Here is a 26,020-nt window from a genome sequence, read left to right on the forward strand (position 1 = left end):
CCGTCTGTCCTGCGAAGAGGCTGGACCACTATCGTGCCGGCTGCTGAACGAGGCTCCCCATGCATGGCTCACCCCGTGAACTCCTGAGAGCGATGTTCGACGCCGCCGTGGCGGCTGCCGCGCCGGCGCTTCGGATCCCGGAATTCCTGCCCGCGCCTCCGAAGGGGCGTACCATCGTGATCGGCGCCGGCAAGGCCTCGGCCGCAATGGCGAAAGCGGTCGAGGATCATTGGGACGGACCCCTCGAAGGGCTGGTCGTGACCCGCTACGGGCACGGCGTGCCGTGCTCGCGCATCGAGATTATCGAGGCGGCGCACCCGGTTCCGGATGCGCGCGGCCGGGACGCGGCGCGGCGCATCCTCAACATGGTGCAAGGTCTGACCGAGGACGATCTCGTTCTGGCACTGATCTCGGGCGGCGGCTCGGCGCTGCTCAGCCTGCCGGCGCCGCCTCTCGCCTTCGAGGACAAGCAGGAGGTCAACCGGGCGCTCCTCGCCTCGGGCGCCTCGATCGACGAGATGAACTGCGTGCGCAAGCATTTCTCGGCCATCAAGGGTGGGCGGCTCGCTGCCGCCGCCTGGCCTGCGCGCGTGCTCACGCTGCTCATTTCGGACGTGCCTGGGGACGATCCCTCGACCATCGCCTCGGGGCCCACCGTCGCCGACGCGACCACTTACGCGCAAGCGCGCGCGATCCTGCGCAAATACGGCATTGAAGAGCCGAAAGCCGTTATCGAGCACCTCGAGCGCGCCGTGGACGAAACCCCGAAGCCGGGCGATCCGCGGCTCGCCCGGGCCGAGACGGTGATGATCGCCACGCCGCAGATGTCGCTTGAAGCAGCGGCAAGGGTTGCGGTGGAAGCCGGCCTGAAGCCGCTGATTTTGGGCGACGCGATCGAAGGCGAGGCGCGGGAGGTCGGGCGCGTGATGGCCGGGATCGCCCGGCAGGTCGCCCTGCATGGCCAGCCCGCCGAGCCGCCCTGCGTGCTGATCTCCGGCGGCGAGACCACCGTGACCTTGCGCGGGAAGGGCAGGGGAGGGCGGAATGTCGAATACCTGCTCTCCCTGGCCGTGGCCCTCGATGGGCTGCCGGCCATCTGGGCGATCGCCGGCGACACCGATGGCGTCGATGGCGCGGAAGAGGTCGCCGGCGCGATCGTGACGCCGGATTCCCTGGCGCGCGCTGCCGCGCTCGGCATCAACGCGAAAGAGGCTCTCGCCGAGAATGACGGCCACCGCTTCTTCGGGGCGCTCGGAGACCAGGTCGTCACCGGCCCGACGCTGACAAACGTTAACGACTTCCGGGCGATCCTGATCCAAGAAGACTGACGGCCACACGCGGGGCCCTCTGTCGATCAGAGCGACGTCTCGGCTCCCAGCCAGTGTGATGTTGTAGCGTCACGCTCCGTTGCCGAGCCATCAATTCTGCCCGAATCGACGCAAGCTCCGTGCGGAACTCCTCTCGGCGCACACGAGCAAAGTGGTTTTCGGCCTCGCTCTCCCACGATGCTTGCTGTGAACGATGTTATCCGAGGTAGGTCGACCAGGGCAGACTGGGGCAATGCGACCCGGTGCTATTCCCTTTGTCAGGGTCTGCTCTATTCCTTGGGGCCGCATCCGTCTTTCGTCGCTTACCAGTCGCTGCGTCGTCCGTTGGCCTGGAGCACTTTGGCTTCGGCCACGGCTTCAAGGGAGATAGCCATGGCAAAGAACAGCAACGGATCCCGCTCGGGCAAGGGATCGTCTTCAGGAACGTCGGATCGCACCCTGACGAACCGGCAGGGGCATCCGATCAGCAACAACCAATCGCAGCGCACCATCGGCAGCCGCGGTCCGGCCACCCTGGAGAACTACCACTTCCTGGAGAAAATCACCCATTTCGATCGCGAGCGTATTCCTGAGCGGGTCGTGCATGCGCGCGGTTTCGTGTGTTACGGCGAGTTCGAAGCGACCGGCAAGATCGGCGACGAGCCGGCCTCCAAATACACCCGCGCCAAGCTGTTCCAGCAGGCTGGCAAGAAGACGCCCTTGGCGATCCGCTTCTCGACCGTGATCGGCGGGCGCGACTCGTCCGAAGTCGCGCGTGACCCGCGCGGCTTCGCGGTGAAGTTCTACACCGAGGATGGCAACTGGGATCTAGTCGGCAACAATCTCGCGATCTTCTTCATCCGCGACGCGATCAAGTTTCCGGACGTCATCCATTCCCTCAAGCCGGACCCGGTCACGTTCCGCCAGGAGCCGAACCGGATCTTCGACTTCATGAGCCAGACGCCCGAATCCATGCACATGCTGACGCACCTGTTCAGCCCGCGTGGCATTCCGGCCAACTACCGGCACATGGAGGGCTTCGGCGTCAACACCTACAAGATGGTCAATGCCCAGGGCGAGACCGTGCTGGTCAAATACCACTTCCATCCGCGCTGCGGCGTCGCGAGCCTGACCGCGGAGGAAGCCGCCAGGGTGCAGGGCCGGGATCTCGGCTCCGCCTCCAAGGACCTCTACGAGGCCATCGAGCGGGGCGAGTATCCCCAATGGGATCTCTACGTCCAGATCATGGAGGATCACGAGCATCCCGAGCTCGACTGGGATCCGCTCGACGACACGAAGATCTGGCCCGAGAAGGATTTTCCGCTGCGCCATGTCGGCGTCATGACGCTGAACCGCAACGTGGAGGACGTCTTCAACGAGAACGAGCAGATCGCCATGGGCACGGGCGTGCTCGTCGACGGGCTCGACTTCTCGGATGACAAGATGCTGGTCGGCCGAACCTTCTCCTACTCGGATACCCAGCGTTACCGCGTCGGACCGAACTACCTGCAACTGCCGGTCAACCAGGCCAAGAGTTCCCGCGTCGCGACGAACCAGTCCGGCGGGCAGATGTCGTTCTACCGCGATCTGGCACCGGGTCAGAACCCGCATGTGAACTACGAACCGTCCATCCACAACGGCCTGCACGAGGCGCAGCACGAAGCGCCGAACAATCCCCCCGAGATCCGCGGGCGATTGACCCGCAGCGTGATCGAGCGCCGCAACGACTACGTCCAGGCTCGCGGCCGCTACTGCACGATGATGGACTGGGAGCGCGACGACCTAGTCCACAACATGGGCACGCTGCTCGGGCAATGCGAGCGCGACGTACAGGAGCGCATGCTGTGGCACTTCTTCCTGATCCATGACGATTACGGCAACCGGGTCGGGAAGATGCTCGGCATGACGGCGGACGACGTGCGCCATCTCGAGCCGCTGCCGAAGCAGGTGCTGACCGACGAGGACAAGCGCCGGCGCGAGAAGCTCGGCAACAACGGCGACAAGATCGATCCGACCGTCTGGGGACAATGGACGAGCTCGGTGAAGAACCACAAGGCGACGGCCGAGGAGGTTTTGAGCGGTATGAGGAACAGCCCTGCCGCCCAAAGGAAGCAGCAGGCCGCCGAGTAAGCCCCGGCGAATACTGCTCTACGGGGCGGCGAAAGAAGCGCCGCCCCGATCTGTTGTAAGGGCATCGCTAGGCTGGCAGATGGATCTGGCCGGTGGTTCGAGCTGTGAGGCGCCGGTGGTGACCAGGGTCGGTATTGGCACATATGGGCCTATTTAGAGAGCCAAGTGGAGAGGCGTGGCTGTCGTCTGCCGGTCGCGCCCGACTGGACGTTGGTCGCGAGGCTGGCGAAGCGTAAGAAGAGGTCGCTAAAAGGCTGGTGGGCTGGACCGAGACAAAACCGGACACTGGAATCTGGCCATCCCCATACCGTCGTGGCAATTTGGTCTTCAGCAACGAGGACTAAAACAGAGGCGCGTTCCTCCTGGCTCCTCTCCACGCTCGGAGAGAGGCGAAGTCGCTCGGACAATGCGCCCCAACCCGTGCCGAAAAGATCATCCTGGTCGCGTTGGGCGAGCTCATGCGGACACCCCCTGTCAGCTACAATTCATTGCAATTGCAAGACACGGGTGCTTTGATGAACGGTCTGGCGCCTATTCCTTGTGCGATGTCACATTGACAGAATTCCGCTGCTGGTAGAGCTTGAACGCGTCTTCTCGAGAAAGAAGCCGGTCATGGGCTCAGATGCCCGTTGGGTTGTGAGGCTGCGGCCGACGAGCGGATGCTCGGTGGACGATCTGCTCAGGCTACCCATGGCTTTAGATGTCTGGCAGCGCGAGACTGATGCGCTGGTCGCAGCGATTTCAGAATCTACATTGCAGGAATTGGAGCGTCGACGGTTGGCGCATATCGAACGCATCCGGCTCACCTCGGATTACAAGTAGGCCCGATCAGCAGCCTTGGCGTACGAAACCGGAGATTGATGCACGGAGGTATCCAATGGAACTTATCGTCGAGGTTACATCGGATGAGCCGACGCACCCTCTTTCCAAGCTGTTGACGATTCCACTAGGGCTGGATGTCTGGGAAGCGAATGCCAACCGGCTGGTTGTGCGCGCAGGCGAGCCACAGATCGATCGCATCACGAAGATGGGCTATCGGATCCGGCAGATCGTACCAGTCGAGAAGCACATTTCGACTTTTGCCGCCGATGATGCACAGAAGGGCTATCACTCCGCGGCAAGTCTCGAGGAGGGCATGCGGCAGCTCGCGGAGACGCGGCCTGATCTATGCGCTCTGCATGAAATCGGGCGTAGTGTCGAAGGCCGCCCCATCTGGGGCCTGCAGATCGGCGAGCGGAATGGCGACCGACGCAAGCTGCTGTTCATGGGGTGCCATCACGCGCGCGAATGGACTGCCGTCGAAGTTCCATTTCTGCTTGCCCGCGATCTCATTGAAAACGCAGACACACCCGATATGAGCAGACGCCTCACGCAGGCGGAGATCTGGGTTGTGCCGATGGTCAATCCCGATGGGCACGAGTTCTCCCGCACCGACGACCGGCTATGGCGCAAGAATCGGCGTCGTAACGCCGATGGATCCATCGGTGTCGATCCGAACCGGAACTATGGCTATATGTGGGGCATTCTCGACGTGCCGACATCGAGCCACGTGCCGAGCGACGAAACCTATGTTGGCCCGCGCGCCTTCTCCGAGCCCGAGACCCGGGCAGTGCGCGATCTCGTTTCGACCCGGAAGTTTGATGGGCTGATTACCTACCATAGCTTCTCGCAACTCGTGCTTTACCCGTGGGGCTATACGGCCGAGGAGATCAAGGATCCTGTCGATCGAGCCACTCATTCCGACCTAGCGCGCGGGATGAGTGAGTGCATCTGCGCAGTGCACGGCAAGATCTACACCCCACAGCCTTCCTCGAAGTTATACCCGACGGCAGGCGACACCACGGATTGGACTTACGGCGAGTACGGCATTTCCTCATTCACAATCGAGCTGCGTCCGAAGACCGTAGAGGAGGGCGGCTTTATCCTGCCGGCCAGCGAAATTCGTCCGGCCTGGGAGGAGAACCGCGCAGCAGCCCTCCACTTAATAGACCGAATGCTGCAGGCTCCTGCAGATGCTGCAGCGGCCGTGTAGACTTTATAATTTCACCTCTCCAGATGCTGCCCAGCAATGTCACAATTTCGGCGAGGCTGGATCGGCGGGTTAACCAGAAGGGATGGAAGCTCAGCTCTGTGCACTGAGGCCGGCTCCCGGCACAATGATTTTCAGATCGGAGATCGAGCTATGAAAGCGCTGGTGCTTGAACGCAAGGATGAACTCAGCCTGCGGAATTTTGCCGTCGAGGAAAAGCTTGGCCCGCGCGATGTCCGTATCGCTTTGCGGACAGTCGGCGTCTGCGGCAGCGACGTACATTACTACACGCACGGGGCAATTGGCCCGTTCGTGGTCAAGGAACCCATGATTCTCGGTCACGAGGCAGCGGGCGAGGTCATTGAAGTCGGCTCAGCGATAACGGAATTCAAGGCCGGAGACCGGGTCTGCATGGAACCGGGCATTCCTGATCCGACGAGCAAAGCCACCCGACTCGGCAAATACAATCTCGATCCGGCGGTGCGGTTCTGGGCTACTCCGCCGGTGCATGGGGTGCTCAGACCAACCGTCGTTCACCCGGCCGACTTTACCTTCAAGCTGCCGGACCACGTCAGCTTTGCGGAAGGCGCCATGGTCGAGCCCCTAGCTGTGGGCGTGCATGCTGCCACCAAGGCGAGGGTACAGCCGGGCGATCTGGCGGTGGTCATCGGTGCGGGACCAATCGGCATGGTCACGGTGCTGGCGGCTCTCGCCGCCGGTTGCTCGCGCGTCATCGTAAGCGATATTCACGAACCAAAGTTGGCACTCGCACGAAAGCTCGGCCCGGTGCTTCCGGTGAATGTGAGAAGCCAAAAGCTGACCGAGGTCGTCAAGCGCGAGAGCGATGGCTGGGGAGCCGATCTGATCTTCGAGTGCTCGGGCTATGCACCCGCCATGGCAGAGATGTTCGACCTGGTCTGTCCTGGCGGCACGGTCGCGCTCGTTGGAATTCCCCTCGAACCCTTCGCCTATGACGTTAGCAAGGCCCAGGTGAAGGAGGTCAGTGTTGAGAACATATTCCGCTACGCTCACGTGTATCCGCGTGCGGTCGCGATGCTGGCATCGGGCAAGATCGACGTGAAACCGCTGATTACCGACCGCTTCGCATTCGACGACAGTGTGGAGGCCTTCGATTTTGCAAAGGCAATGCCACCTGCCTCGGTCAAGGTGCAGATTGAAATGCCGGCTTGAGCTGACTGCAGCAGTGACGGTCACGGAAGGCATGGCTTTGACTGACCGGGAGGTCGGAGCGGCATTGGTGCCGCTATGCAGCATGTCACGTGAGCTGACGCTCGAGAGCTTGACGTCGCAAGCAGCCGTTCACGGAATCGAACCGGCGAAGGTCGCTTTGAGATCGAAATAGAGACGACCGAACAGAGGTCGACGTGGCTTGAGTGATTCCACCAAGGCCGGCTCCGGCTCGATAATCCGGGCGAGCGGAGGTGGTGGGCAAGCTTCGTCCGGGGTGGCGCCTCCTGCTGCAATCCGGGCGAGGCGAGCCGCGCCCAGGGCCGGTCCCACTTCGCCCCCGGAATGGTACTTGAGGGGGCGCTCCAGCGCCGCTGCCAGTATTCGTCCCCAGATCTTCGAGCGTGCGCCTCCACCAATGACCGAAAGTGTCTCGACCGGCCCGCCTCTCGCCTCGAGCGCATCGAGGCCTTCAGCGAGTGCGAAGGCAACGCCTTCGAGCACAGCCCGGCCAAGATCCGCACGTGTCGTTGTTCCATCGAGGCCGAAGACGACACCCGCGGCTGCAGGATCGTTGTGGGGCGTCCGCTCACCTGTCAGGTAAGGCAGGAAGACAAGACGACTGCTCGGACGCGCTTCGGCTCCCGCCGCCTCGATTTCGGCAAGGAGTTCTGCCTCGTCAGCAGTGCCGACGAGGCGAGCCGCAAAGGTCAGGGCGCTCGCTGCCGACAGGATCACTGCCATGCGATGCCACAGGCCCGGGAGGCAATGGCAGAACGCGTGGACCGCGCGATCCGGATCGGTCTTGACGGTCTCGTCGGCCACGAAGATGACCCCGGATGTGCCGAGCGACAGGAATGCCATCCCGGGATGCACGACGCCAATGCCGACAGCGCCAGCCGCATTGTCGCCTCCTCCTCCGGCGACAGGGATTCCGGGCCTGAGTCCGAGCGCGTTTGCTGCCTTGGTGGAGAGCTGCCCCGAGATCTCGGTCCCCTCGACGAGGCGGGGCATATGGCGCTCCTCGAGACCGGTGGCCGCAAGCATTGCGGGCGACCAATTGCGCGTCGAGACATCGAGCCAGAGTGTGCCTGCAGCATCGGACGGCTCACTCACGGCTTCACCCGTCAGTCGAAGGCGAATCCAGTCCTTCGGGAGCAGCACGCGTGCCGTGCGCGCGAAAATCTCGGGCTCGTTTCTCGCGACCCAGATGAGCTTCGGTGCCGTGAAGCCCGGCATCGCGAGATTGCCGGTGATCCTTCGGCTAGCCGACTCCCGCTGCTCGAGTTCGACGCAAGCTGCACCGGCACGGCCATCGTTCCACAGAATGGCGGGGCGCAGCACCTCGTCGTTGTCATCGAGAAGGACTGCACCGTGCATCTGCCCGGACAGGCCGATTCCGGCGATAGCCTCGAGAGAATGTCGGGACTTGAGTGCACCGACCGCGCTCGCCGTCGCGCTCCACCAGGCAGCGGGATCCTGCTCCGACCAGAGCGGCCGCGGCCTCGACAGAGTGAGCGGCGCCGAGGCCTCGCCGACGATCGCACCATTCGAATCGATGAGGATGGCTTTGACGCCGGAAGTGCCGAGATCGATCCCAAGATACATCTGCTGTCCGCGCTCCTCGAAACTCCCGCCCGGCGATCAATGATGCGTGCTCACACGAGGCGATTGTTCAGGTACATTTGCAGGGTCGCGCGGGTGCCGTCGCGCCACAGAGTTTGGACTGCCTTCGAGAAGGACGAGCGGAAGGCTGGCGCATGGGCAACATCGCCGAAGATCTCCTGAAGCTCGAGGAAAGCGGCCGGATCATTTCGCGCGGCACGAGCCGCAGCCATCAGGCGTTCTGCGTTCTCGTCCTGAAGATTGATAGGCGCCCCCACATCGTCGGTTCCCGCGCAGTAGCGGCACCACAGGGCGGATTCCAACGCGAGTCCCGTCACGTCCGCTCCAGTTCTCAAGCGGTCACGGGTCGAGGGAAGGATGAATTTCGGCTGCCGGTTGGATCCGTCCAGGCACAGGCGGGCAACCGTGTCGCCGACATCCGGATTGGTGAAGCGCCTGGCGATGAGCTTGTAGTATTCACCGAGATCGACTCCCGGCACCGGAGGGACGCAGGGAATGATCTCCTCGGTCTCGAGCTTGTCGAGGAAGCCGCGCACGAGCGGGTCTGCCATCGCATCATGGACGAAGTGAATGCCGAGGAGCCCCGCCGGGTAGGCGATTGCAGCGTGCCCGCCATTGAGGATGCGAATTTTCATCAACTCGAACGCGGCGACCTCGGGCGTGAACGTGACGCCCACATCCACCAAGGCCGGGCGGCCCGTTGGGAACGAGTCCTCGAGCACCCATTGCCGGAACGGCTCGCAGAAGACGGGCCAATTGTCCTGAATGCCGAAGCGCTCGGCCAGCATGGTGCGCTCACGGTCAGTCGTCGCCGGCGTGATGCGGTCCACCATGCTGTTGGGAAAGGCCACTGTCTCGCGCACGTAGGCGGCAAGCCGGGAATCGACCAGTTCGGCAAGACCGGCGACTGCATCCATAGTCACATGGCCGTTGCCGGGGATGTTATCGCACGACATCACGGTGAAGGGGGCAGCTCCCGAGTCGCGGCGACGCTTCAGGGCCGCCAGGATTACCCCGAACACACCTTTCGGAGCGTCGAGATGAGCCACATCATACCGGATTTCCGGATGCTCGGGATTGAAGGCGCCGGTGGCTGGGTCGATGCAATAGCCACCTTCGGTGATGGTCAACGATACGATCCTGATCGCCCGATCATCGAGCGCATCGACAATCGCCCGGCCCGTGTCGCCGACCGGGATAAACCCCGTCATCGAGCCGCACACCCGCGCGGCGTTGGCGCCCGGCTCGAGTTCGACGACGGTGGTCAGCCAGTCCTGGGGTTCGAGCGCACGGCGCATGGCCGCGTCGCCGGGCCGGAGTCCCGCACCGAGAATGGCCCAGTCCAGGTCCTTGCCGGTATTGAAGAGATCATCCAGGTAGATTGCCTGGTGCGCACGGTGGAAGTTCCCGACGCCAATGTGAAGGATGCCAGGGCGCAGCATCTCACGGGCATAGGTGGGTACGGCGATGGCCGGCGGCAGTGATGCGAGGGTCGCAAGGTTCAGGTGCTGGCTCATGGCGGCATGACCCATGTGCAAGAGGACTGACCGAAACACGTAACAAGACTCTTGAGCCGTTCAGGCAGGCGCTCCTTCTGGCGCAAGGTGCGTTCCCGGTTCACGAGACCGGCAACGCAGCGCGCATCGCGCGCGAGCGGGCGCCTGCTATGATATCGACCGCCTTGTCGGCGATGGCGAGCACCGGGGCATTCGTGTTGCCGCTCGGGATCGTCGGCATGATCGAAGCGTCGACGATCCGGAGTCGATCGATCCCGCGGACTTTAAGGTCCGGTGTCACCACGGCGTCTTGATCGGATTCACGGCCCATTCGACAGGTGCCGACCGGATGGTAGTTCGTCTTGACGGTTCTTTTGCAGTGCGCCGCAAGATCGTCGTCTGATACCGTGCCGGATCCGGGCAGGAGTTCCTTCTCGATCTTGTCCTTGACTGGCGTAGTCGCCAGCACATCCCGGGCATAGCGTAGCCCTGCAATCGTCAAGCGTAGGTCGTCAGGATGTCCGAAGAATTGCGGATCGACCTGCGGTGGTGCGAAAGGATCGGCCGAAGCAAGGCGCACGGAACCACGGGCCTTCGGGCGCAACAGACAGGGATCCAATGTCACCCCGTGGGTCGGCTCGATCCCTGTGACATCGCGGTCCAGGTAGACGCTCGGCACGCAGTAGAGCTGGATCGTCGGACGCTCGCGTCCGTCCGGATCGATGAAGGCGCATGCCTCGACACCCGTCGTCGTGACGGCACCCGACCTGAACAAGAGGTATTGCAGGCCATGACTAATTATGGCGATACCGCGATCCTGGCCGAAATAGCCAAAAGCTCCTCTCGTTATCGCAACCAGCGGCACTTCGTGATGGTCCTGGAGATTGCGGCCGATACCCGGAAGATTCATCTGAGCGGAGATTCCATGGCGAGCGAGGTCGTCTGCTGGTCCGATTCCGGAGAGCATCAGGAGCTTCGGCGTTGCGTAAGTACCGGCTGCGCGAATCACCTCAGCCTCCGCGTGAGCGGTACTAAGCCCGGTTCGATCCTGCAGGTCGACACCGACAGCACGGCTCTTCTCGATCCGGATTCGCGTTACCGTCGTGTCGGTCATGATGGTCAATCGCGGCTCGGAAAGAACGGGGCGGAGAAATGCGTCGACAGCGCTGCAGCGACGGCGACGCGACCAGTCGATCGTGTGCTGCATGAAACCGACGCCGGACTGCGAGGACCCGTTGAAGTCGGGTGTATAGGGGATGCCCATTTCCTGCAGGGTTTGCACGAATGCCCGGCTCATGGCGGAATGCTGTCCGAGATGTGAAATCTTCAGAGGACCGCTGACGCCATGATACGGCGCGCCGAGGTGATCGTTTTCTTCCTGTCTGATGAAGTGCGGAAGGAGGTCGGCATAGCTCCAGCCTGCACCGCCGAGCGCCTCGTCCCACCCGTCGTAATCCGCAGCCTGACCTCGGATATAGACCATGGCGTTGACGGCGCTTCCTCCTCCGAGCACCTTGGCTTGCGGCACTATTAGCGAGCGGCCGTCGAGTTGTGGCTGCGGCAGAACACGATGAAACGTCAGGTAAGTGTCGCGCGCCAGATATTTCATATATCCCGCAGGCATGGCGAGGATCGGGCTTGTTCTGCGCGGCCCGGCCTCCACGAGCAGGACCCGAGCGCCATGCTCGGCGACGAGACGGCCGGCAACAACGCATCCCGAGCTTCCGCCACCGACGACGATGTAGTCAAACGACGGCATCGCGCTCCCTCGGGAGCGACGTCATATCCCTGAGCGGAACGTTCGCGGTCGCAGTTCGGAATGACTGCCAGCCATTGTGCGCAAACGCTCCAGGCGAGAAACTATCCGCGCCCATGTTATCTGACCGAACGACCCGCATCGGCTTGCCGGGCGGGTGGCGGGGAGCGCCGAAGGTTGGCCAGCGGATGCCGATGAATGCGCTCGATTGCAAGACCGTCGCTGTCGAACAAATGACAGGTTGCCGGATCGAGCTTGACCGTAATGCGCTCGTGCACGCTCGTCGAGATCTCGCCATCGGCCTGGATGATGAGCATCGAGCCGTCCGTCAGCTGGGTATAGATGAAAGTCTCGCCACCGAGCCGCTCGACGACCATCACTTCCCCGGTGATCTCGCCCGACTCGGCCGGCCGCATATGTTCGGGCCGAACACCGAGCGTCACTGCGTCACCAACCTTCAGCCGGCCAGGCTTTACGGCAATGGCCACGCTTGCGCCATTGGTCAACTGCACCGTGGTGCTGGCAGCATCGATCGCGGTCACCTTCGCAGGAAGGAAGTTCATCTTCGGGCTGCCTATGAAACCGGCCACGAAGATGTTGCGGGGGTGGTGGTAGAGCTCGAGGGGCGAGCCGGCCTGCTCGACGATACCACCCTGCAGCACGACGATCTTGTCGGCCATCGTCATCGCTTCCACCTGATCATGCGTGACGTAGATCATCGTGGCTGCGAGCTCGTCATGCAGCCGGGCGAGCTCTATGCGCATCTGCACGCGTAACGCAGCGTCCAGGTTCGAAAGCGGCTCATCGAACAGGAATACCTTGGGCTTGCGCACGATTGCCCGCCCGATGGCAACACGCTGGCGTTGACCTCCTGAAAGTTCCTTGGGCTTGCGCTCGAGCAATTTATCGAGGTGGAGGATACGGGCTGCCTCCGTGACCTTCGCGCGGCGCTCTTCCTTGGGAACGCCCGCCAGCCGGAGAGAGAAGCCCATATTGTCGGCCACGGACATGTGGGGATAGAGCGCGTAAGACTGGAACACCATGGCGAGTCCGCGCTCTGATGGCGGCACGTCATTGACCCGCTGACCATCGATTATGAGGTCGCCGGACGAGATCTCCTCGAGGCCGGCGATCATGCGCAGCAATGTGGATTTACCACATCCGGAAGGCCCAACGAACACGCAGAACTCGCGATCATCGACCGATAGGTCGACGCCTTTGATGACCTGCGCGGCGCCGTAGCTCTTCTGAACGTCTTTGAGGGTGACGGTGGCCATTGCCGGACTCCCGATTACTTGACGGCGCCGAAGGTAAGACCGCGCACGAGCTGGCGCTGGCTGAACCAGCCAAAGACGAGAATTGGCGCGATCGCGATCGTCGAGGCAGCGGAGAGCTTGGCCCAGAAGAGACCCTCCGGCGCGGAGAACGACGCAATGAACGTCGTCAGCGGTGCCGCATTCGAGGTCGTGAGATTGAGGCTCCAGAAAGCCTCGTTCCAGCACAGGATGATGGACAGCAATGCCGTCGATGCAATTCCGGGCAGCGATAGCGGCAGAAGCAGCATCCATACCTCCTGCTTCGGCTTGGCCCCATCCATCCGCCCGGCCTCGAGGATGTCTTTCGGTACCTCCTTGAAGAATGTATAGAGCATCCACACCACGATCGGCAGGTTCATCAGGGTGTAAACCACGATCAAGCCCCACCGCGTGTCGATGGCACCGGTATCCCGAAACAACAGGTAGATCGGGATCAGGACGCCGACCGCGGGCATCATTTTGGTCGACAGCATCCAGAGCAGCAGATCCTTGGTACGTTTTCCGGGAAAGAAAGCCATCGCATAGGCGGCGGGCACGGCGATCAGCGTCGCCAACAGCGTAGCCCCGACGGAGATGATCACGCTGTTGAGCGCGAAATGCACGTAGTCCGCCCGCTCCCTGACCGTGACATAGTTCTCGAGCGTCGGCTGGAAAAACAGCTTGGGCGGGGTTGCGACTGCCTCGACCTCGGTCTTGAAGCTGGTCAGGACCATCCAGAAGATCGGGAAGAAGATGACGGCAGCCGCAAGCCATCCCACGAATGTGAGGATCGTTTTTTCGCGAGTCTTGGGGTGCATGGCTTGCCCCTAGTCGGCAATGTTCTTCGCAATCGAGCGGACGAGGAAGACGGCGACGATGTTGGCCAAGATGACCGCAATCACTCCGGCTGCCGAAGCGCCACCGACATCATACTCACGCAACGCCCGCAGGTAGATCAGGAAGGCGAGGTTGGTGGAGGCCAGGCCAGGTCCCCCCGACGTGGTGACATAGATCTCGGCAAAGACCGAGAGAAGGAAAATGGTCTCGATCATGATCACGACGCTGATCGCGCGACCGAGATGCGGCAGGATGATGAAAAAGAACATCGAAAACGGCCCGGCGCCGTCCATGCGCGCTGCCTCCTTCTGCTCGCTATCGAGCGATTGGATGGCGGTGAGCAGGATCAACAGCGCGAAGGGCAGCCACTGCCAGGCAACGATGATGATGACGGATGTCAGCGGGAAGCTGCCGAAGAAGTCGATGGGTGGCAGACCAAGCGACCGGGCGAAATAGGCGAACAGCCCGTTGACCGGGTGCATCAGCATGTTCTTCCAGATCAGTGCGCTGACGGTCGGCATGACGAAGAAGGGAGCTATCGCGAGTAGCCGCGCGATGCTCCTGCCGTAGAACTCCTGATCGAACAGGACCGCGAGCAGCGTTCCGAGGCCAACGGTGATCACCAGCACCCAGAAGACGAGAAAAAGGGTATTGGCCATCGCCGTCCATAAGGACGGGTCTGTCAGGAGGAAGGTGTAGTTTTCGAATCCGGCAAAGCCGCCGACGGCGGGGTCCAGGAGATTGTAGTACTGGAACGAGAACCAGAGAGTCATCGCCAGCGGCACAATCATCCATAAGAACAGGAGGATGACCGATGGTGCGACGAGTGGCGCGGTATTCACGTTTCGCCGACTGCGCGCCCCGAGCTTCTCCTCGGCGGTCGGGACAGTGGCAGTGGCTGTTGTCGTGCTCGCCATCTCGAGAACCCGCTTCTGGAATGAACAGCTGGCGAAACCACGCGTTCGCCAGCTGCAGGATGGTTAGCCCCGATAGTGCGGCCTATTTGGGGTACCCCGCCTGCTTCATGGTCCGCTCGACCGACCGCTGCGCGGTTTCCAAGGCCTGTTCGACCTTCACCTGACCGGAAAGTGCTGCAGCAATCTGCTGTCCGACCACTGTGCCAATCCCCTGAAATTCCGGAATCGCGACGTACTGGATGCCGACGTAGGGTACAGGATCCTTTGTTGGCTTTGTAATATCGGCATTGGAGACCGCCTCGTAGACCGTTTTCGCAAACGGAGCCGCCTTCTGGTATTCGGGGTTGTCATAAGTCGACTTGCGTGTGCCCGGAGGAGCAGATACCCATCCGACCTCACTGCCGACCAGCGTGATGTAATCCTTCGACGTAGCCCACTTCACGAACGATTTGGCGGCATCGACCTTCTTCGATGAAGTGGGGATGCCCAGTGACCACGCCCAGAACCATCCCGAGCCGTTGCTGGTCACCTCCGAGGGCGCTGCAGCGAAGGCGGTCTTGTCGGCTACCTGGCTCTCTTTCGGATTGTAGATATAGCCCGCAGCGGAGGTCGCATCGACCCACATCGCGCAATGGCCGGTGGCGAAGAGGGCTCGATTTTCGTTATGTCCATTCGCAGTCGCACCGGGAGGGCCATAAGCATTCATGTTCTTCACATAGTAGTTTATGGCATTCCGCCACGGCTCGGTGGTGAGTTGTGGCTCCCACTTCTCGTTGAACCAGCGGCCACCGAAAGCATTCACCATCGGCCCGACGAAGGCCATGTTCTCACCCCAGCCAGGTTTACCCCTCTGACAGAAGCCGTACTGCTCCTTTGATTTATCTGTCAACTTGGCGGCAAATTCGGCGATCTGGTCGTAAGTCGGCTTCTCCGGCATCTTGATGCCGGCCTGATCGAACAGATCCTTTCGATAAAAGGTGAACGAACTCTCGGCATAGAATGGCACTGCATAGAGCTTGCCATTGTAAGACAAGCCATTCTTGACCGATGGTATAATGTCGGCATAGTCGTAATCGTCGCCGAGATCATCCAGCGGGATCAGCCAATTCTGCTTGCCCCATATTGGCGCTTCATATGAGCCGATCGTGATGATGTCGAACTGACCTCCCTTCGTTGCGATGTCGGTCGTGGCGCGCTGCCGCAGCACATTCTCTTCGAGCACCACCCAATTCAGCTTGTTTCCCGTCGCTTGTTCCCACCTCGGAGACAATCTCTGCATGATGATCATGTCAGCATTGTTGACCGTTGCGATGGTAAGGGTCTGACCCTGCGCGAGTGCACATGCTGTACCCGCGAGCAAAGTGGCCAAGGACAACAAAAGGTACCTGGGTTTCATTTCCTTCCTCCCAGCGAGATACGCTTCGGGTACTTGATTTTGCGAGATAAACACTCTCACGGGCAACATGGGTCGTCAATCACGAGCTGGGGAACTGGACATCTTCCTCTGCGGCAGCAATGCCGGGATGCTGAGGCTGGTGGCCTGGCTGCTTGAGTTCAGCATCGCGGGCTTCTTGTCGGCGCTGTTTGGTGCCCTCGTGGTCAGCATCACAAGCTGGCCTCCTGGTTCATCGGCCAGCGCGGGCGTGTTGTGGTCATAGTCACGCGCCAGCGCTCTGACGGGAGGTCCTGACGCCGACCAGGACGCCTCGATGCAGCGCCGGCATGGGCCGGATCATGTCTCGGTGCTCTCGTGCAACCGGCTTCCGCCAAGGAAACTGCTCAAGCTGAACCAGGCTGGCGTATAGGCCTCCGCCTCCGCATGGCTCTCCACGTCCATCGGGAGACAAAGTGTCCCTCCCGCTACACCCCGGCCGAGCCTGTAGAGGTGCTGGTCCGAGAGGATCTGTGCCGGTTGCTGAACGAACCGGAGGCGATCCGCTTGGGCCTCGAGCGGGCGCAGTGGCCATTTTGGGAGCTATGGCGGAATGTGGGCGATAACGGTGTGAAGAGGGCGGCGTCTCGCGGCGGGTGACGAGCCTGCCAGAACCTCTCGAGGAGAGCGATACGCCATGACCGAGACTACCAATGTTGTCTGGCTGCGTCAGCCAGGCGCGATCGACGATCCCCTGACCGAGAGTCTGCGCGCCGGTGCCCGCCAGCTGCCCGGGCAGGCGATCGAGATCGGGGAAGAGGCTATCTCGCCAGTCTGCGCGCCCTGAAGCTGCCGGACGGACGCGAGCGTCTGGTCCGGTACTGGCATGGTCCCGCCCACACGATCCAGACAGCGCCGCCTGATTGGCTCGTCACCCGAAATCCGCCATAGCTCCTGAAACTGTGCCTTTGATCGTGCTATTCACGGATGACACTTTCCTGGATTGACTCCAAAAGCGCAGCCAGGATCGGAAGAGCCCGTCACCAGCATTTGCCAATTTCGAACACCCGCAGCTGTGGAGCACGCCTTGGATTGGGATAGGTTGAGGATCTTTTATGTGGTCGCGGAAGCAGGCAGCTTCACACGTGCTGGCGATGCTCTAAGCCTGAGCCAGTCCGCTGTAAGCCGGCAAATCCAAGCTCTTGAGAATGAACTTAAGGTCCCGCTCTTCCACCGCCATGCCAGAGGACTCATTCTCACTGAGCAAGGGGACATCCTCTACCGCGCTGCTCGCGACATCCACCAGCGGCTTGCCACGACCCGAGCCCGACTGATCGAGACCAGCGAACGCCCTTCAGGCCCCCTCAAGGTGACGGCCAGCGTGGGTTTGGGCGCAACATGGGTAGCACGGCGGATTTCGGAGTTCCTGGACCTTTATCCTGAGGTCCAGGTTGAGCTGATCCTGACAAGCGAAGCGCTCGATCTGGCCATGCGTGAAGCTGACGTCGCGATCCGCCTGCACTGGCCTTATGAAGCAGACCTCATCCAGCGTCGGCTCTTCACCGTGCACTATCATGCCTGCGCCTCGACGGAATACATCAAACGCTTTGGTGAGCCGCGGACGCTGGATGACCTCGAGAACCACCGCCTGATCACGCTCTCAGACGACCAGCCTGCGCATTTCCTTAAAGTGCACCGGTTTTTGACCCGCTTTCCGGACCTCGCGGAGCCACGGCAGGTTCATCTCTGTGTCAATGACGCGCAGGCGCTGAGAGCGGCAGTTGTCTCAGGCGCGGGGATCGGCATGGTGCCTGATCATGCCTCGGAGGGGCATCCCGAGCTCGTCCAGCTGCTGCGGGATTACGAGGCGCCGTCGCTGGACTGCTACTTCGTTTACCCGGAGGAGATGAGATCGGTCGCCCGACTGCAGGTATTCCGTGACTTTCTCCTCCAGAAGGCCCAGCGCTGGGCCCACTGAGGTGGGTGGAATCCAAGCGGCGATCAGCACGAGGTCTGCTTTCTGTCCGGATGCGAGACGTCCTTGGCGGCTGCGATGACCCTGAGGGGGTCTGTCGCAATCTGGAGCAGGGCGGGAAACTTGCGGACACTCGTGACGCTCTCATGAAGCGAGCAGGTCGAACTCCTTCGCACGAGAAGGTTGTCGATTGCAGGCATACTACCCGGGCCCTTTCGCATCATGTGCACCATCTCGATGCCACTCAGGATTACGCGAGCGCTGAGCATGCCCCTTAATAGCGCAGTGATCCTGCTCAATCCGAGTATTGAGATAGCGGCTTTGACGAATCGGGATCGGCTTCATCTTGCGCCTTGATCTATCCCGGAGCCGGTCTGTCGCATTAGGTGACAGGATCGCCTTGCGATTGATTTGGCTGCCGTCGATGACATTCCGTTCCGGATGGCCATGTCGCTTGAGGGCCTTGCGCAGGAACCGCTTGGCGGCCTCGCACAGCAGCCGGCCAGAGGACGTCCGACCTGAAATCAGTCGATCGCAATCTGCGTTTTGACACGGCCCTAAGCACTGGTGGAGCGGGTATGCCGTGTGACTGCCCATCGGAGCAGAGCCGCCGACGAGGCCGGGCGGTTTTCATGTTCTCGCGCGCAGATGGGTGATTAAGCGAATATTCGCCTGGCTCACCACCAACTGACGGCTGGCCAAGGACTAAGAGCGTCTGGTCGAGACCGTCGAGGCGCTGCTCTATCTCGCCAAGAGCCGCATTCTCCTCCGGCATCTCGTCCGAAAAAACGAAAGATAATTGCTCACCCGCCTCTAAGTCGTTCATTACCGTGGCTTTGTGGCAGAAACCATTGCGGCGCCAGGCATCGTCCTGAGCCAGATGGGCCGGCGAGTGACCAGGCCGGCTGCCTGCTGCCAGTCCTGGATGGCAGGGAAGGACCAAGTGCCCGCTCGGCTTGTTAGCGCGAAATAGACATCCAGCACTGCACCAAGGCGATTGCCCGGTCGGTGGGCTTCGGCAGGGGACGAGATCCGTATTGCGTCCAGGACGATATAGATCCCGCCCGGGCGCAGAGCACGGGCGACTTTCGATGCAAGCTGGTTGTTCTGCTCCTCGTCGAAATGGTGCACCAGGTTTGCGATCAGAACGACATCGTAAACAGCTGTTCCTAGATCGGCGTTCACCACGTTGCCAGCCATATGCGCGACCCGGTCTGCCATGTTCTCTCGTGCCAGGATCTCGGCCGCCGCCGGCAGGGCCTCCGGCAATTCAAGAACAGTCGCCTTCAGCTCGGGATATCTGCGGCACAAGGCTACAGAATAGAAGCCGTGGGACCTGCCAACATCAAGGAGGGTTCGCGCGTGCCTCGGAAGGCGAGCGCGCCACGCAAGCTCGCGAGCCGGTGCTGTCGAAAAATCGCGCATCCCCCATTGGTAGCGGCGCCACTCATTGCCGGTCAGTGTTTCGTGCATGTTGCGCGGGGTACCATCCCGAAGCAACCGATCGAACTCCTCGGTCCACCGCCATTCAATTTCCTGGAAATCGAGCTTATGAACTACGGTGCTCGGGCTGTCCGATAGCAACCATTTCCGCGATAGTCGATTAAGTTCGTAGTGACCTCGACGGAAACCCAAGTAGTCGTTCGCCAGAAGCGCATCGAGCATCTTCGACGTTGCGACCGGGTGAGTACCGCACAAGCGCGACACCTCTTCAGCCGTGCGCCCGCTGTCGCGCAAAGCTTCGAACAGACCCGCTCTCGCAGAAGCCATGACAATCCGGGCGAATTGAAAAGCAATCTGCGTGTCCGCCAGAGGTTTAGGCCCAAGATTGAACTTGAGGGCCAACCACTCCAAGACGGTCTCCGGTCCAGCGCCAATTCTCATCCGCGCCTCACACGACCTCTCGGCCGAGTCAATCGGGCCCGAGGCGGTACAAATAGCGGAAAATCGTTCGCGGCAGAAGTTGCACTGCCGTGATTGCCCGGTTTCGATAGGAAGTTCGGCATAGAGTCGTGAGGCACCCCGTTTGCATACCGCGGTCAACCTGAGAAGCATCGTTCCAATGCGATTGCCGGCCCACCAATCGCGCTCATGCTCGTTTCCGAAAAGCCCAGCTTCGCGGGCACACTGCTCACTGCTGTGACCCGATTAGGAAGGTGGCTTCGCACCGCTTCCTTGCCCATCATTTAGGGACCGGCCCGCGATGGCCCTGGTCAGCATCACCGTCCGGGGCGCTACCCGCGTGAGGGAGGTGAGCAGGCCCATTGCCGAGGGCCAAGACTGGCAGGTGCTAATCAGCACACGTTGACCTCCGGGCCAGCGGTTCACACGGTTGAGAAAGCTTGCCAGGCTGATCGAAACCCGGATGTCGCTTCGAACGATCTTGTGGAAAAGCCGGCTTGTTCCGCTTTGGAGAAGGACCGTAGCGGCGAGAGTTCCGGTATGCAGCGCTATTGCGACACCGTTACCGGTGAAGGACGGGATTACACCAACCTGGTCTCCAATTCGAAACAGACCATCGGGGTCTGACGGCCCCGGCCGATGCAGAAAACCGTATGGAACTTGAAAGACTGACAGCGGGCGATCCGCAAGTCCGACGGATCCTTCGAGCCGCTCTTCCAGGACAGGGCAGGTTACCCATAAATAGGCCAATAGGGTTGGCCAGGTTTTCCCGATTTGCTCGAAACGGCCCCGGCTAACGACCAGGCATAACCCGGCACGGCCCCCGTCGATCATTTGGAGGCCCGCATACCCTCCTGGGAAAAGATGGATCTCGACCGCTCCATCCAGTGCCGATTGCTGTGACGATTTCAGCACGACGTAAGACTTGAACCCAATGAGGTCGTTCAAGGTCCCGCACCGCGGACGATTGACGCCGCGTACATCGTGCTTTCCGGTCGCCAAGAACAAAGTCCCCGCCTCGATACGATGATCGCCGTCAGTCGTCGCGCTCATGCCGCCAGGACTCGGCTCAATCGTTCGGACGCGAACGCCGCGATCGATGCGGCAGTTCTCCGTCAAAGCCCTTTCCAAGAGAGCCTCGTCGAGCGTCCTGCGAGAAAGGCCGCGCGCGGTGAACGGGAGGTCACACTGTGCTTTCTTGTTGTCGTGGAAGAGACGCACCGAGACTATCCGACTTGCACCCATGGCTTCGAGATCAACCCCGAGATCGTCCAAGTACTGTTGAGCCTCAGCGCTGAGAAACTCACCACAGACCTTATCGTGTGGTGCCGCTTCTCGCTCGATTAGTAAAGGGATTCGACCGCGCGCACCGAGCATGCATGCCGCAGCAGACCCAGCTGGGCCGCCTCCGACGATCAGAACCTCTTCACGCGAGCGCTCTATCATGGCGGATGGCTCAGTGAACGTTCCGCAGTAGGTCGCCGCAGCCATAAACAACGTCCAGAACTGTGATCGACCGCTCCCGCTGCTGGTCTGCGACAGCCCCGTCTAGAAAGCTCAGAATCGGGCGGTCTCTTAAGGTAAGAGCATCAACGGGTGCTAGGCCGTAAAGACAGGATTGATGATCCTCTCGGCTCACTGGCTCCGAGTCCATGAACTCAGTTGCTGTTAAGCGGGACGATAGGTCTAAAGGCATTTTCACTTAGCCCGGCAAGCTGAAGCAGAAAGTCTCTGCTACGAGACCGGGACCGAACGCAATTGCCATTCCGTTTGCCGGTCCGCTTGCAGCCCCCATCATACGTTGGAGCACGAACATCAGTGTTGCGGAGGACATATTCCCAAAATCCCGCAAGACGCCGCGGGACCAGGATAGTACCTCCGGGCCGAGTGCCAAGCCGTGTTCAACAGCGTCGAGGATCGTCCGACCTCCGGCGTGTACGGCCCACCGCTCGAAGTCGCTCGGGCGCTGCCCGCGAAGGAGTCCCTGATCGTCATTGCGCGTTGCCTCCTGCCGCAATGCCCCAGCGATCCGGGCGGGAACTTCTCCGGAGAGGGTCATCTCAAACCCGCGGTCGCCAACTCGCCAAGTGATGAGATCTCGGGAGTTCGGAATCGTGATCGTGCGGAAGTTCTCGATGGCTGCACCGGCAGGCTCTGTCGAAACGAGAGCCGCGGCACAGCCGTCACCAAACAGGAGAGCAGTCAGAAGAGACTCGAGATCAGCAGTCTCGTGCAGATGCAATGTGCACAGTTCTACGTTCAGGACCAAAACCTTTGACGAAGGCTCCGATCGAACGATGTGGTGTGCCACCTTCAATGCGTTGACCGCGGCTGCGCAACCCATAAAGCCGACCATAGTGCGCTCAATTATTGGATTGAGCCCGAGGCGCTCAACGAGGATCTGGTCGAGCCCGGGCGCCGCGAAGCCGGTGCAGGAAGCCACGATCAGGTGGGTGATTGAGGATCGCTCGCCATTGAGCCCGAGCGCAGTGATAGTCCTTTCAGCGAGATCGGCCGCTTTGGTCTCGAACTGGGCCATGCGAGCGGCCGTGCCGGCAAAATGGCCCATCTGGTATAATCCGTCGCGATCCAACGCCGGCGCAAGTGAATCATTCGGCTCGAGCACTGAGTAGCGGTGTTCTATTCCTGCGCGTTGCGACATGCGTTTGAATAGCAGCTTGGCTTTGCGGTCCGGCAAGAGCCGATCGACGAAGTGTATGAACCTCTCATGGACATCGTTTGGGGGAACCGCAGTTCCAATTCGGTTGATAAATGCTGTTGTCACGGGTGGTGCGCTCCGGCGCGTGTACCTGGGGCCGAATGGACGCTGGGGCTGCCTCCTCTATTCCGACGAGCCCGCTCGACCATCATCACGGTGGAGTGACCGGAGCCGGCGGGGTGACGGAATAAGTTGCGACGGAAAGCGTCTATGCCATTGGCATACGTCGGGTGAGTGACTGACCCCGCAATTCACCAAGCTTTGCCATATGAGCGAGATTGGCCCGCTAGTGGAGCCTCACATTCCGGCCTTGCGTCGGTACGCGAGATCCTTGATTCATGACACGGACGCGGCGGACGATCTTGTTCAGGATTGTCTGGAGCACGCAATCGCGAGGTGGCATTTACGGCGGCGGGACGGGAATTTGCGAGGATGGCTCTTTGCCATCCTCCACAACCTCTTCGTGTCCTCCTTGCGCCAACGCTCACGTCGTGGCGGACAGGTCAGCCTCGATGTAGGTCAGGCCATGCCCGCTTCGGGTGGAGGACAGGAAGAGCAGTTAGCGGTTCGGGATCTCCTCACTGGGTTACAGCTTCTGCCTCCCGATCAGCGCGCGGTTCTCCTGCTAGTTGCCGTTGAAGAGATGACGTATGCGGAAGCAGCTCAGGTGTTAAGTGTGCCCATCGGGACCGTGATGTCGCGCTTGAGCCGGGGACGGGAGAGCCTGCGGCAGTATATGGAGACGGGCCAGCCAATCACGGCCAAACGGTGCAAGCTGAGGAGGGTTAAGTGACGAGGCCACCACGCCCCATCGGCGAGGACGACCTCCAGGCCTATGTCGACGACCGGCTAGCCTCCGATCGCTTGCCGGACGTAGAGGCTCACATTCGTGATAACCCTGCTACCGCGGAGCGGGTAGCATCCTATCGTGCACAACGGCAGGAACTCCGAGAGCGGTTATGTCCGATAGCGCTGGAGCCCTTGCCGGCGCGGTTGCGGATCTCTTCGCTAGTCGCGGAGCGGCGCGCCGCTCTGCGTAGCCGAATGAGGTCTGCCGTAGCCGCATGCCTGTGGTTGTCCGTCGGCGTTAGTGTGGGCTGGATCGGGAACGTGATTTACGAAGATGTGGCTGAATCACGACTGTCGACTCGGCTGAGTGCCGTAACGCGGGAAGCCATCTCAGCCCATAGGCTGTTTGCAAACGACACGTCATACCCTGTGGAAGTCCTCAGTGACCGCGATAAACATCTTGCCGCCTGGCTCTCAAAGCGGCTTGGTCACACGCTCGTTGTGCCGGATCTGTCGGGCCATGGCCTCCGGCTCGTAGGCGGTCGGATTCTGCCGGCTGGACAAGATGCTGCAGCGCAGCTCATGTATCAGGATGTGCAGGGCAGTCGCGTTACGTTCTATATCAGAACTGGCGAGGTCGGCGAGGCGCCGCTTCGCGCTGCCCGGCACGACGATGTCCAAGCATTCGTATGGATTGATGACGGCTGCGGCTATGTCGTTGCAGCCGCGCTAGATCGGGATCAGCTCTTCAAAATTGCGCAGGCGATCCACGAGCAGCTGGAACGTGCGGCCTAGGCCAAGTCGACTCTATAATGTCCCGTTCAGCAATTGGGCTCGCCAGCGGTCTGAGCTATTGAGGTTCTAATGCTGCGACGGCTGCAGCCGCTAAGAACTCGGAGGTGATTATGAGGTTTCTACTAAGCAGAATTGCATGGCCAGTCCCACGAATGCCACCGTGCCCGACAAGGCACAGGAGCACATTATCCTTAGGCCAGCCAAGAGAGCTCTGCCTAGTTATAGCTGCCGTGGCAATTTGTGCCGGTTCGAGCGCATCGGCGGCAACCCGCGCTGCTTCGCAAGGTCGTACGCAGCCGGTCACTATCGTCCTGACTGAGTTCGCATTCACGCCACAGACGCTGCGCCTGCATCATGGCCAAGCTTATCAGCTGCGGCTTGTGAATAAAGGGTCGGGCGATCACAACCTTTCGGCTCCGGAGTTCTTTCGGACCGCGCAGATCAGCTCTGGCGACGCAAGTTTCGTTTCAGGCGGTAAGGTCGAAGTCAGCAAGGGACAGACCCGAACTGTGCGCCTTGTCCCCGCGACTGGGCAATACGGGATGATGTGTACGCACCTTCTGCACGCCAGCTTCGGAATGACGGGGCGTATCGATGTAGATTGAGGACGAGCGGTGTCTTGTGGGATACTAAATCTCCAATTTTTTACATCCATGTGAGGCTGCCTAGAACGGCGCCGTTGAAGACCTGACCCACGAGGCGTTGTCAGCGGAGTGGGATGTCCGTAGTTGGAGCCCATGAAGCCGGGCGAATCGAAGCGAACTGACCGCAGAGGCCGTCATTTCCGAGGCTATGCGGGGATGAGTGTAGGGCCGGAGCGGTAGACGTGCAGAAGACCGGAAGCCCAGCCATCTGCAATTCGACGATCGCCGCCTAGCGGCAGTGACCAGTGAGGAACGGCGATGCCAGGAACCGAGGGCCAGGGCCGGTTTGATCGCCTCCCAGCGTTCGCATAGAACGCAGCGGATATCATGGCGCGTAACCTACGGTCCTACGCGCTGTCCCGGGAGCGCTGCAAGTGCACCGCCAGGGAGTGCAAGGCGGTCTTCACTGTCCCCTCCGGAACAGGCTTCGCCTAGCGCAAATTGCCGTTCAAGAAAGTGCTGCTCAGGCTCTGGTGGGCAGCAAGCAGCATCGAAAAAGGCCGTTATCCGGACCGCACTGGCTCGGCACGACAACCGCGATAGGTCCAGCAGTCTCGCAAGGGACTCTGGCGGGATGGTCGAACTCCCACCTCCAGGCCGCCTGGCTGCCGAGAATTCTGGAAAGCCAACCTCCTGATCTGAGCACCATCCGTATGGCTGCACACGGCTTGAGGCAAGACCGACGACACACCGCGCGAAAGTGCCCACGGCTCTTGCCATGGGCAGTCTCACGCGCCTCGACCGCGCCAGGAATCCTGAACCTGGTTCTCACACAGGCTCTTCGGGGCGCCCCATCTGATTTCAGGGGGCGTCATGGGCGTAGTCTCACAGCGACATCGCGCAGCCGCTCGATCGTGTAGCCAAGCACCGTCCGCGGACGATCGCACGAGCTCGGGATCAGCCGGCTCCAAACCGACGACGCGTCGGATCACGGCTGCGAGCTGCAGGTGCTCCCGAAAAGCTGACACGCCGAGGTCTGCGAACAGGTCCCCCGTGCCGCCGAAGGTCAATCAATGGATTTCGCGATTGATCTCGAGGTAGGTCGTCATGACCTAGTAATAACCTGGCCGCAACCTGCTGGTGATTTGTGTGTAGGTCGCCGTGATCTACTGGTAGGATTCCATGACCTACAGCGAAAGAGATTAGGTGTCGGGATGTCGCAGCTTGACCAAGGTATTTTACCGGGACAAATTCGACCGCAATCTGTCTCAATTTCTGTCCCGATAAGGCCAAACGGCGTCGC

At 61.1% G+C, this 26,020-nt stretch carries 19 protein-coding genes and 2 pseudogenes; 10 read left to right on the forward strand and 11 right to left on the reverse strand.

Annotation, left to right across the window (positions count from 1 at the left end; translation table 11 throughout):
• Positions 1-59 precede the first annotated feature (59 nt).
• From BN1233_RS06930 to BN1233_RS06950, 5 genes are all read left to right on the forward strand, one after another.
• Positions 60-1,328, forward strand: a complete 1,269-nt coding sequence (locus BN1233_RS06930; protein WP_046862784.1) for a glycerate kinase type-2 family protein — start codon at positions 60-62, stop codon at positions 1,326-1,328.
• Positions 1,329-1,700: 372 nt separating this feature from the next.
• Positions 1,701-3,437, forward strand: a complete 1,737-nt coding sequence (locus BN1233_RS06935) for a catalase (RefSeq protein WP_046862785.1) — start codon at positions 1,701-1,703, stop codon at positions 3,435-3,437.
• 666 nt (positions 3,438-4,103) lie between these two features.
• Positions 4,104-4,259: a hypothetical protein gene (locus BN1233_RS06940; RefSeq protein ID WP_244470957.1), complete on the forward strand. Its 156-nt coding sequence runs from the start codon at positions 4,104-4,106 to the stop codon at positions 4,257-4,259.
• Between the two features lie 55 nt (positions 4,260-4,314).
• On the forward strand, positions 4,315-5,469 hold the full coding sequence (locus BN1233_RS06945; protein ID WP_046862787.1) for a M14 family metallopeptidase: 1,155 nt from the start codon (positions 4,315-4,317) through the stop codon (positions 5,467-5,469).
• A gap of 150 nt (positions 5,470-5,619) precedes the next feature.
• Complete coding sequence (locus tag BN1233_RS06950) at positions 5,620-6,657, forward strand: NAD(P)-dependent alcohol dehydrogenase (protein ID WP_046862788.1); 1,038 nt, start codon at positions 5,620-5,622, stop codon at positions 6,655-6,657.
• A 129-nt stretch (positions 6,658-6,786) separates the two neighbouring features.
• On the opposite strand, the gene xylB is transcribed toward BN1233_RS06950, so the two are convergent.
• The 7 genes from xylB to BN1233_RS06985 all read right to left on the reverse strand — a co-directional run bounded on the left by xylB (position 6,787) and on the right by BN1233_RS06985 (position 15,977).
• Complete coding sequence (gene xylB, locus BN1233_RS06955) at positions 6,787-8,262, reverse strand: xylulokinase (protein WP_046862789.1); 1,476 nt, start codon at positions 8,260-8,262, stop codon at positions 6,787-6,789.
• A gap of 50 nt (positions 8,263-8,312) precedes the next feature.
• Positions 8,313-9,797, reverse strand: a complete 1,485-nt coding sequence (locus BN1233_RS06960) for a mannitol dehydrogenase family protein (RefSeq protein WP_046863166.1) — start codon at positions 9,795-9,797, stop codon at positions 8,313-8,315.
• Positions 9,798-9,897: 100 nt separating this feature from the next.
• Positions 9,898-11,535: a GMC family oxidoreductase gene (locus tag BN1233_RS06965; protein WP_046862790.1), complete on the reverse strand. Its 1,638-nt coding sequence runs from the start codon at positions 11,533-11,535 to the stop codon at positions 9,898-9,900.
• Positions 11,536-11,651: 116 nt separating this feature from the next.
• Entirely contained in the window at positions 11,652-12,809 is a 1,158-nt protein-coding gene (locus BN1233_RS06970) for an ABC transporter ATP-binding protein (RefSeq protein ID WP_046862791.1), read from the reverse strand.
• Between the two features lie 14 nt (positions 12,810-12,823).
• Positions 12,824-13,645 carry a carbohydrate ABC transporter permease gene (locus tag BN1233_RS06975; RefSeq protein ID WP_046862792.1) on the reverse strand — a complete coding sequence of 274 codons (822 nt, stop codon included), beginning with the start codon at positions 13,643-13,645 and terminating at the stop codon, positions 12,824-12,826.
• Between the two features lie 9 nt (positions 13,646-13,654).
• Positions 13,655-14,581, reverse strand: a complete 927-nt coding sequence (locus BN1233_RS06980; protein WP_046862793.1) for a carbohydrate ABC transporter permease — start codon at positions 14,579-14,581, stop codon at positions 13,655-13,657.
• A gap of 82 nt (positions 14,582-14,663) precedes the next feature.
• The gene (locus BN1233_RS06985; RefSeq protein ID WP_046862794.1) at positions 14,664-15,977 is read right to left on the reverse strand and encodes an ABC transporter substrate-binding protein; all 1,314 of its coding nucleotides are present in this window, start codon (positions 15,975-15,977) and stop codon (positions 14,664-14,666) included.
• A 673-nt stretch (positions 15,978-16,650) separates the two neighbouring features.
• Here BN1233_RS06985 and BN1233_RS46670 point away from each other — a divergent pair.
• Together BN1233_RS46670 and BN1233_RS06995 are read left to right on the forward strand one after the other, a co-directional pair.
• A pseudogene (locus BN1233_RS46670) lies at positions 16,651-16,865 on the forward strand (IS256 family transposase); the annotation flags it as partial.
• A 175-nt stretch (positions 16,866-17,040) separates the two neighbouring features.
• Complete coding sequence (locus BN1233_RS06995) at positions 17,041-17,931, forward strand: LysR family transcriptional regulator (RefSeq protein WP_046862796.1); 891 nt, start codon at positions 17,041-17,043, stop codon at positions 17,929-17,931.
• A 141-nt stretch (positions 17,932-18,072) separates the two neighbouring features.
• Here the strand turns inward: BN1233_RS06995 and BN1233_RS44465 are convergent.
• The 4 genes and pseudogenes from BN1233_RS44465 to BN1233_RS07015 all read right to left on the reverse strand — a co-directional run.
• A pseudogene (locus BN1233_RS44465) lies at positions 18,073-18,414 on the reverse strand (DDE-type integrase/transposase/recombinase); the annotation flags it as partial.
• A gap of 339 nt (positions 18,415-18,753) precedes the next feature.
• Positions 18,754-19,782 (reverse strand): class I SAM-dependent methyltransferase, encoded by a 1,029-nt coding sequence (locus tag BN1233_RS07005; protein WP_187144256.1) that lies wholly within the window; start codon positions 19,780-19,782, stop codon positions 18,754-18,756.
• 294 nt (positions 19,783-20,076) lie between these two features.
• Positions 20,077-21,321: an FAD-dependent monooxygenase gene (locus tag BN1233_RS07010; protein WP_048709467.1), complete on the reverse strand. Its 1,245-nt coding sequence runs from the start codon at positions 21,319-21,321 to the stop codon at positions 20,077-20,079.
• A gap of 211 nt (positions 21,322-21,532) precedes the next feature.
• Positions 21,533-22,615 carry a type III polyketide synthase gene (locus BN1233_RS07015; protein WP_046862799.1) on the reverse strand — a complete coding sequence of 361 codons (1,083 nt, stop codon included), beginning with the start codon at positions 22,613-22,615 and terminating at the stop codon, positions 21,533-21,535.
• Positions 22,616-22,817: 202 nt separating this feature from the next.
• Between BN1233_RS07015 and BN1233_RS07020 the strand changes: the two genes are divergently transcribed.
• The 3 genes from BN1233_RS07020 (at position 22,818) to BN1233_RS50970 (ending at position 24,738) form a co-directional block, all read left to right on the forward strand.
• Positions 22,818-23,342 (forward strand): sigma-70 family RNA polymerase sigma factor, encoded by a 525-nt coding sequence (locus BN1233_RS07020; RefSeq protein ID WP_046862800.1) that lies wholly within the window; start codon positions 22,818-22,820, stop codon positions 23,340-23,342.
• A complete protein-coding gene (locus BN1233_RS46675) occupies positions 23,339-24,133 on the forward strand; it encodes an anti-sigma factor family protein (RefSeq protein ID WP_046862801.1) in 795 nt (264 codons plus the stop codon). The genes BN1233_RS07020 and BN1233_RS46675 overlap by 4 nt, the downstream gene beginning before the upstream one ends.
• A 152-nt stretch (positions 24,134-24,285) precedes the next feature.
• Positions 24,286-24,738, forward strand: coding sequence for a cupredoxin domain-containing protein (locus tag BN1233_RS50970; protein ID WP_425311684.1), 453 nt, complete (start codon positions 24,286-24,288; stop codon positions 24,736-24,738).
• The last annotated feature ends 1,282 nt before the right edge of the window (positions 24,739-26,020 follow it).

It is taken from the genome of Microvirga massiliensis, assembly GCF_001006805.1.
GTDB classification, from domain to species: domain Bacteria; phylum Pseudomonadota; class Alphaproteobacteria; order Rhizobiales; family Beijerinckiaceae; genus Microvirga; species Microvirga massiliensis.

What these genes read in the sequence shown, in the direction of transcription:
- BN1233_RS07020 (WP_046862800.1), top strand. Translation starts at nt 22,818, where the DNA reads ATGAGCGAGATTGGCCCGCTAGTGGAGCCTCACATTCCGGCCTTGCGT.
- xylB (WP_046862789.1), bottom strand. Translation starts at nt 8,262, where the DNA reads ATGTATCTTGGGATCGATCTCGGCACTTCCGGCGTCAAAGCCATCCTC.
- BN1233_RS06945 (WP_046862787.1), top strand. Translation starts at nt 4,315, where the DNA reads ATGGAACTTATCGTCGAGGTTACATCGGATGAGCCGACGCACCCTCTT.
- BN1233_RS06950 (WP_046862788.1), top strand. Translation starts at nt 5,620, where the DNA reads ATGAAAGCGCTGGTGCTTGAACGCAAGGATGAACTCAGCCTGCGGAAT.
- BN1233_RS06960 (WP_046863166.1), bottom strand. Translation starts at nt 9,797, where the DNA reads ATGAGCCAGCACCTGAACCTTGCGACCCTCGCATCACTGCCGCCGGCC.
- BN1233_RS06930 (WP_046862784.1), top strand. Translation starts at nt 60, where the DNA reads ATGCATGGCTCACCCCGTGAACTCCTGAGAGCGATGTTCGACGCCGCC.
- BN1233_RS50970 (WP_425311684.1), top strand. Translation starts at nt 24,286, where the DNA reads ATGCCACCGTGCCCGACAAGGCACAGGAGCACATTATCCTTAGGCCAG.
- BN1233_RS06980 (WP_046862793.1), bottom strand. Translation starts at nt 14,581, where the DNA reads ATGGCGAGCACGACAACAGCCACTGCCACTGTCCCGACCGCCGAGGAG.
- BN1233_RS06975 (WP_046862792.1), bottom strand. Translation starts at nt 13,645, where the DNA reads ATGCACCCCAAGACTCGCGAAAAAACGATCCTCACATTCGTGGGATGG.
- BN1233_RS07010 (WP_048709467.1), bottom strand. Translation starts at nt 21,321, where the DNA reads ATGGCTGCGGCGACCTACTGCGGAACGTTCACTGAGCCATCCGCCATG.
- BN1233_RS06970 (WP_046862791.1), bottom strand. Translation starts at nt 12,809, where the DNA reads ATGGCCACCGTCACCCTCAAAGACGTTCAGAAGAGCTACGGCGCCGCG.
- BN1233_RS06985 (WP_046862794.1), bottom strand. Translation starts at nt 15,977, where the DNA reads ATGAAACCCAGGTACCTTTTGTTGTCCTTGGCCACTTTGCTCGCGGGT.
- BN1233_RS06965 (WP_046862790.1), bottom strand. Translation starts at nt 11,535, where the DNA reads ATGCCGTCGTTTGACTACATCGTCGTCGGTGGCGGAAGCTCGGGATGC.
- BN1233_RS06935 (WP_046862785.1), top strand. Translation starts at nt 1,701, where the DNA reads ATGGCAAAGAACAGCAACGGATCCCGCTCGGGCAAGGGATCGTCTTCA.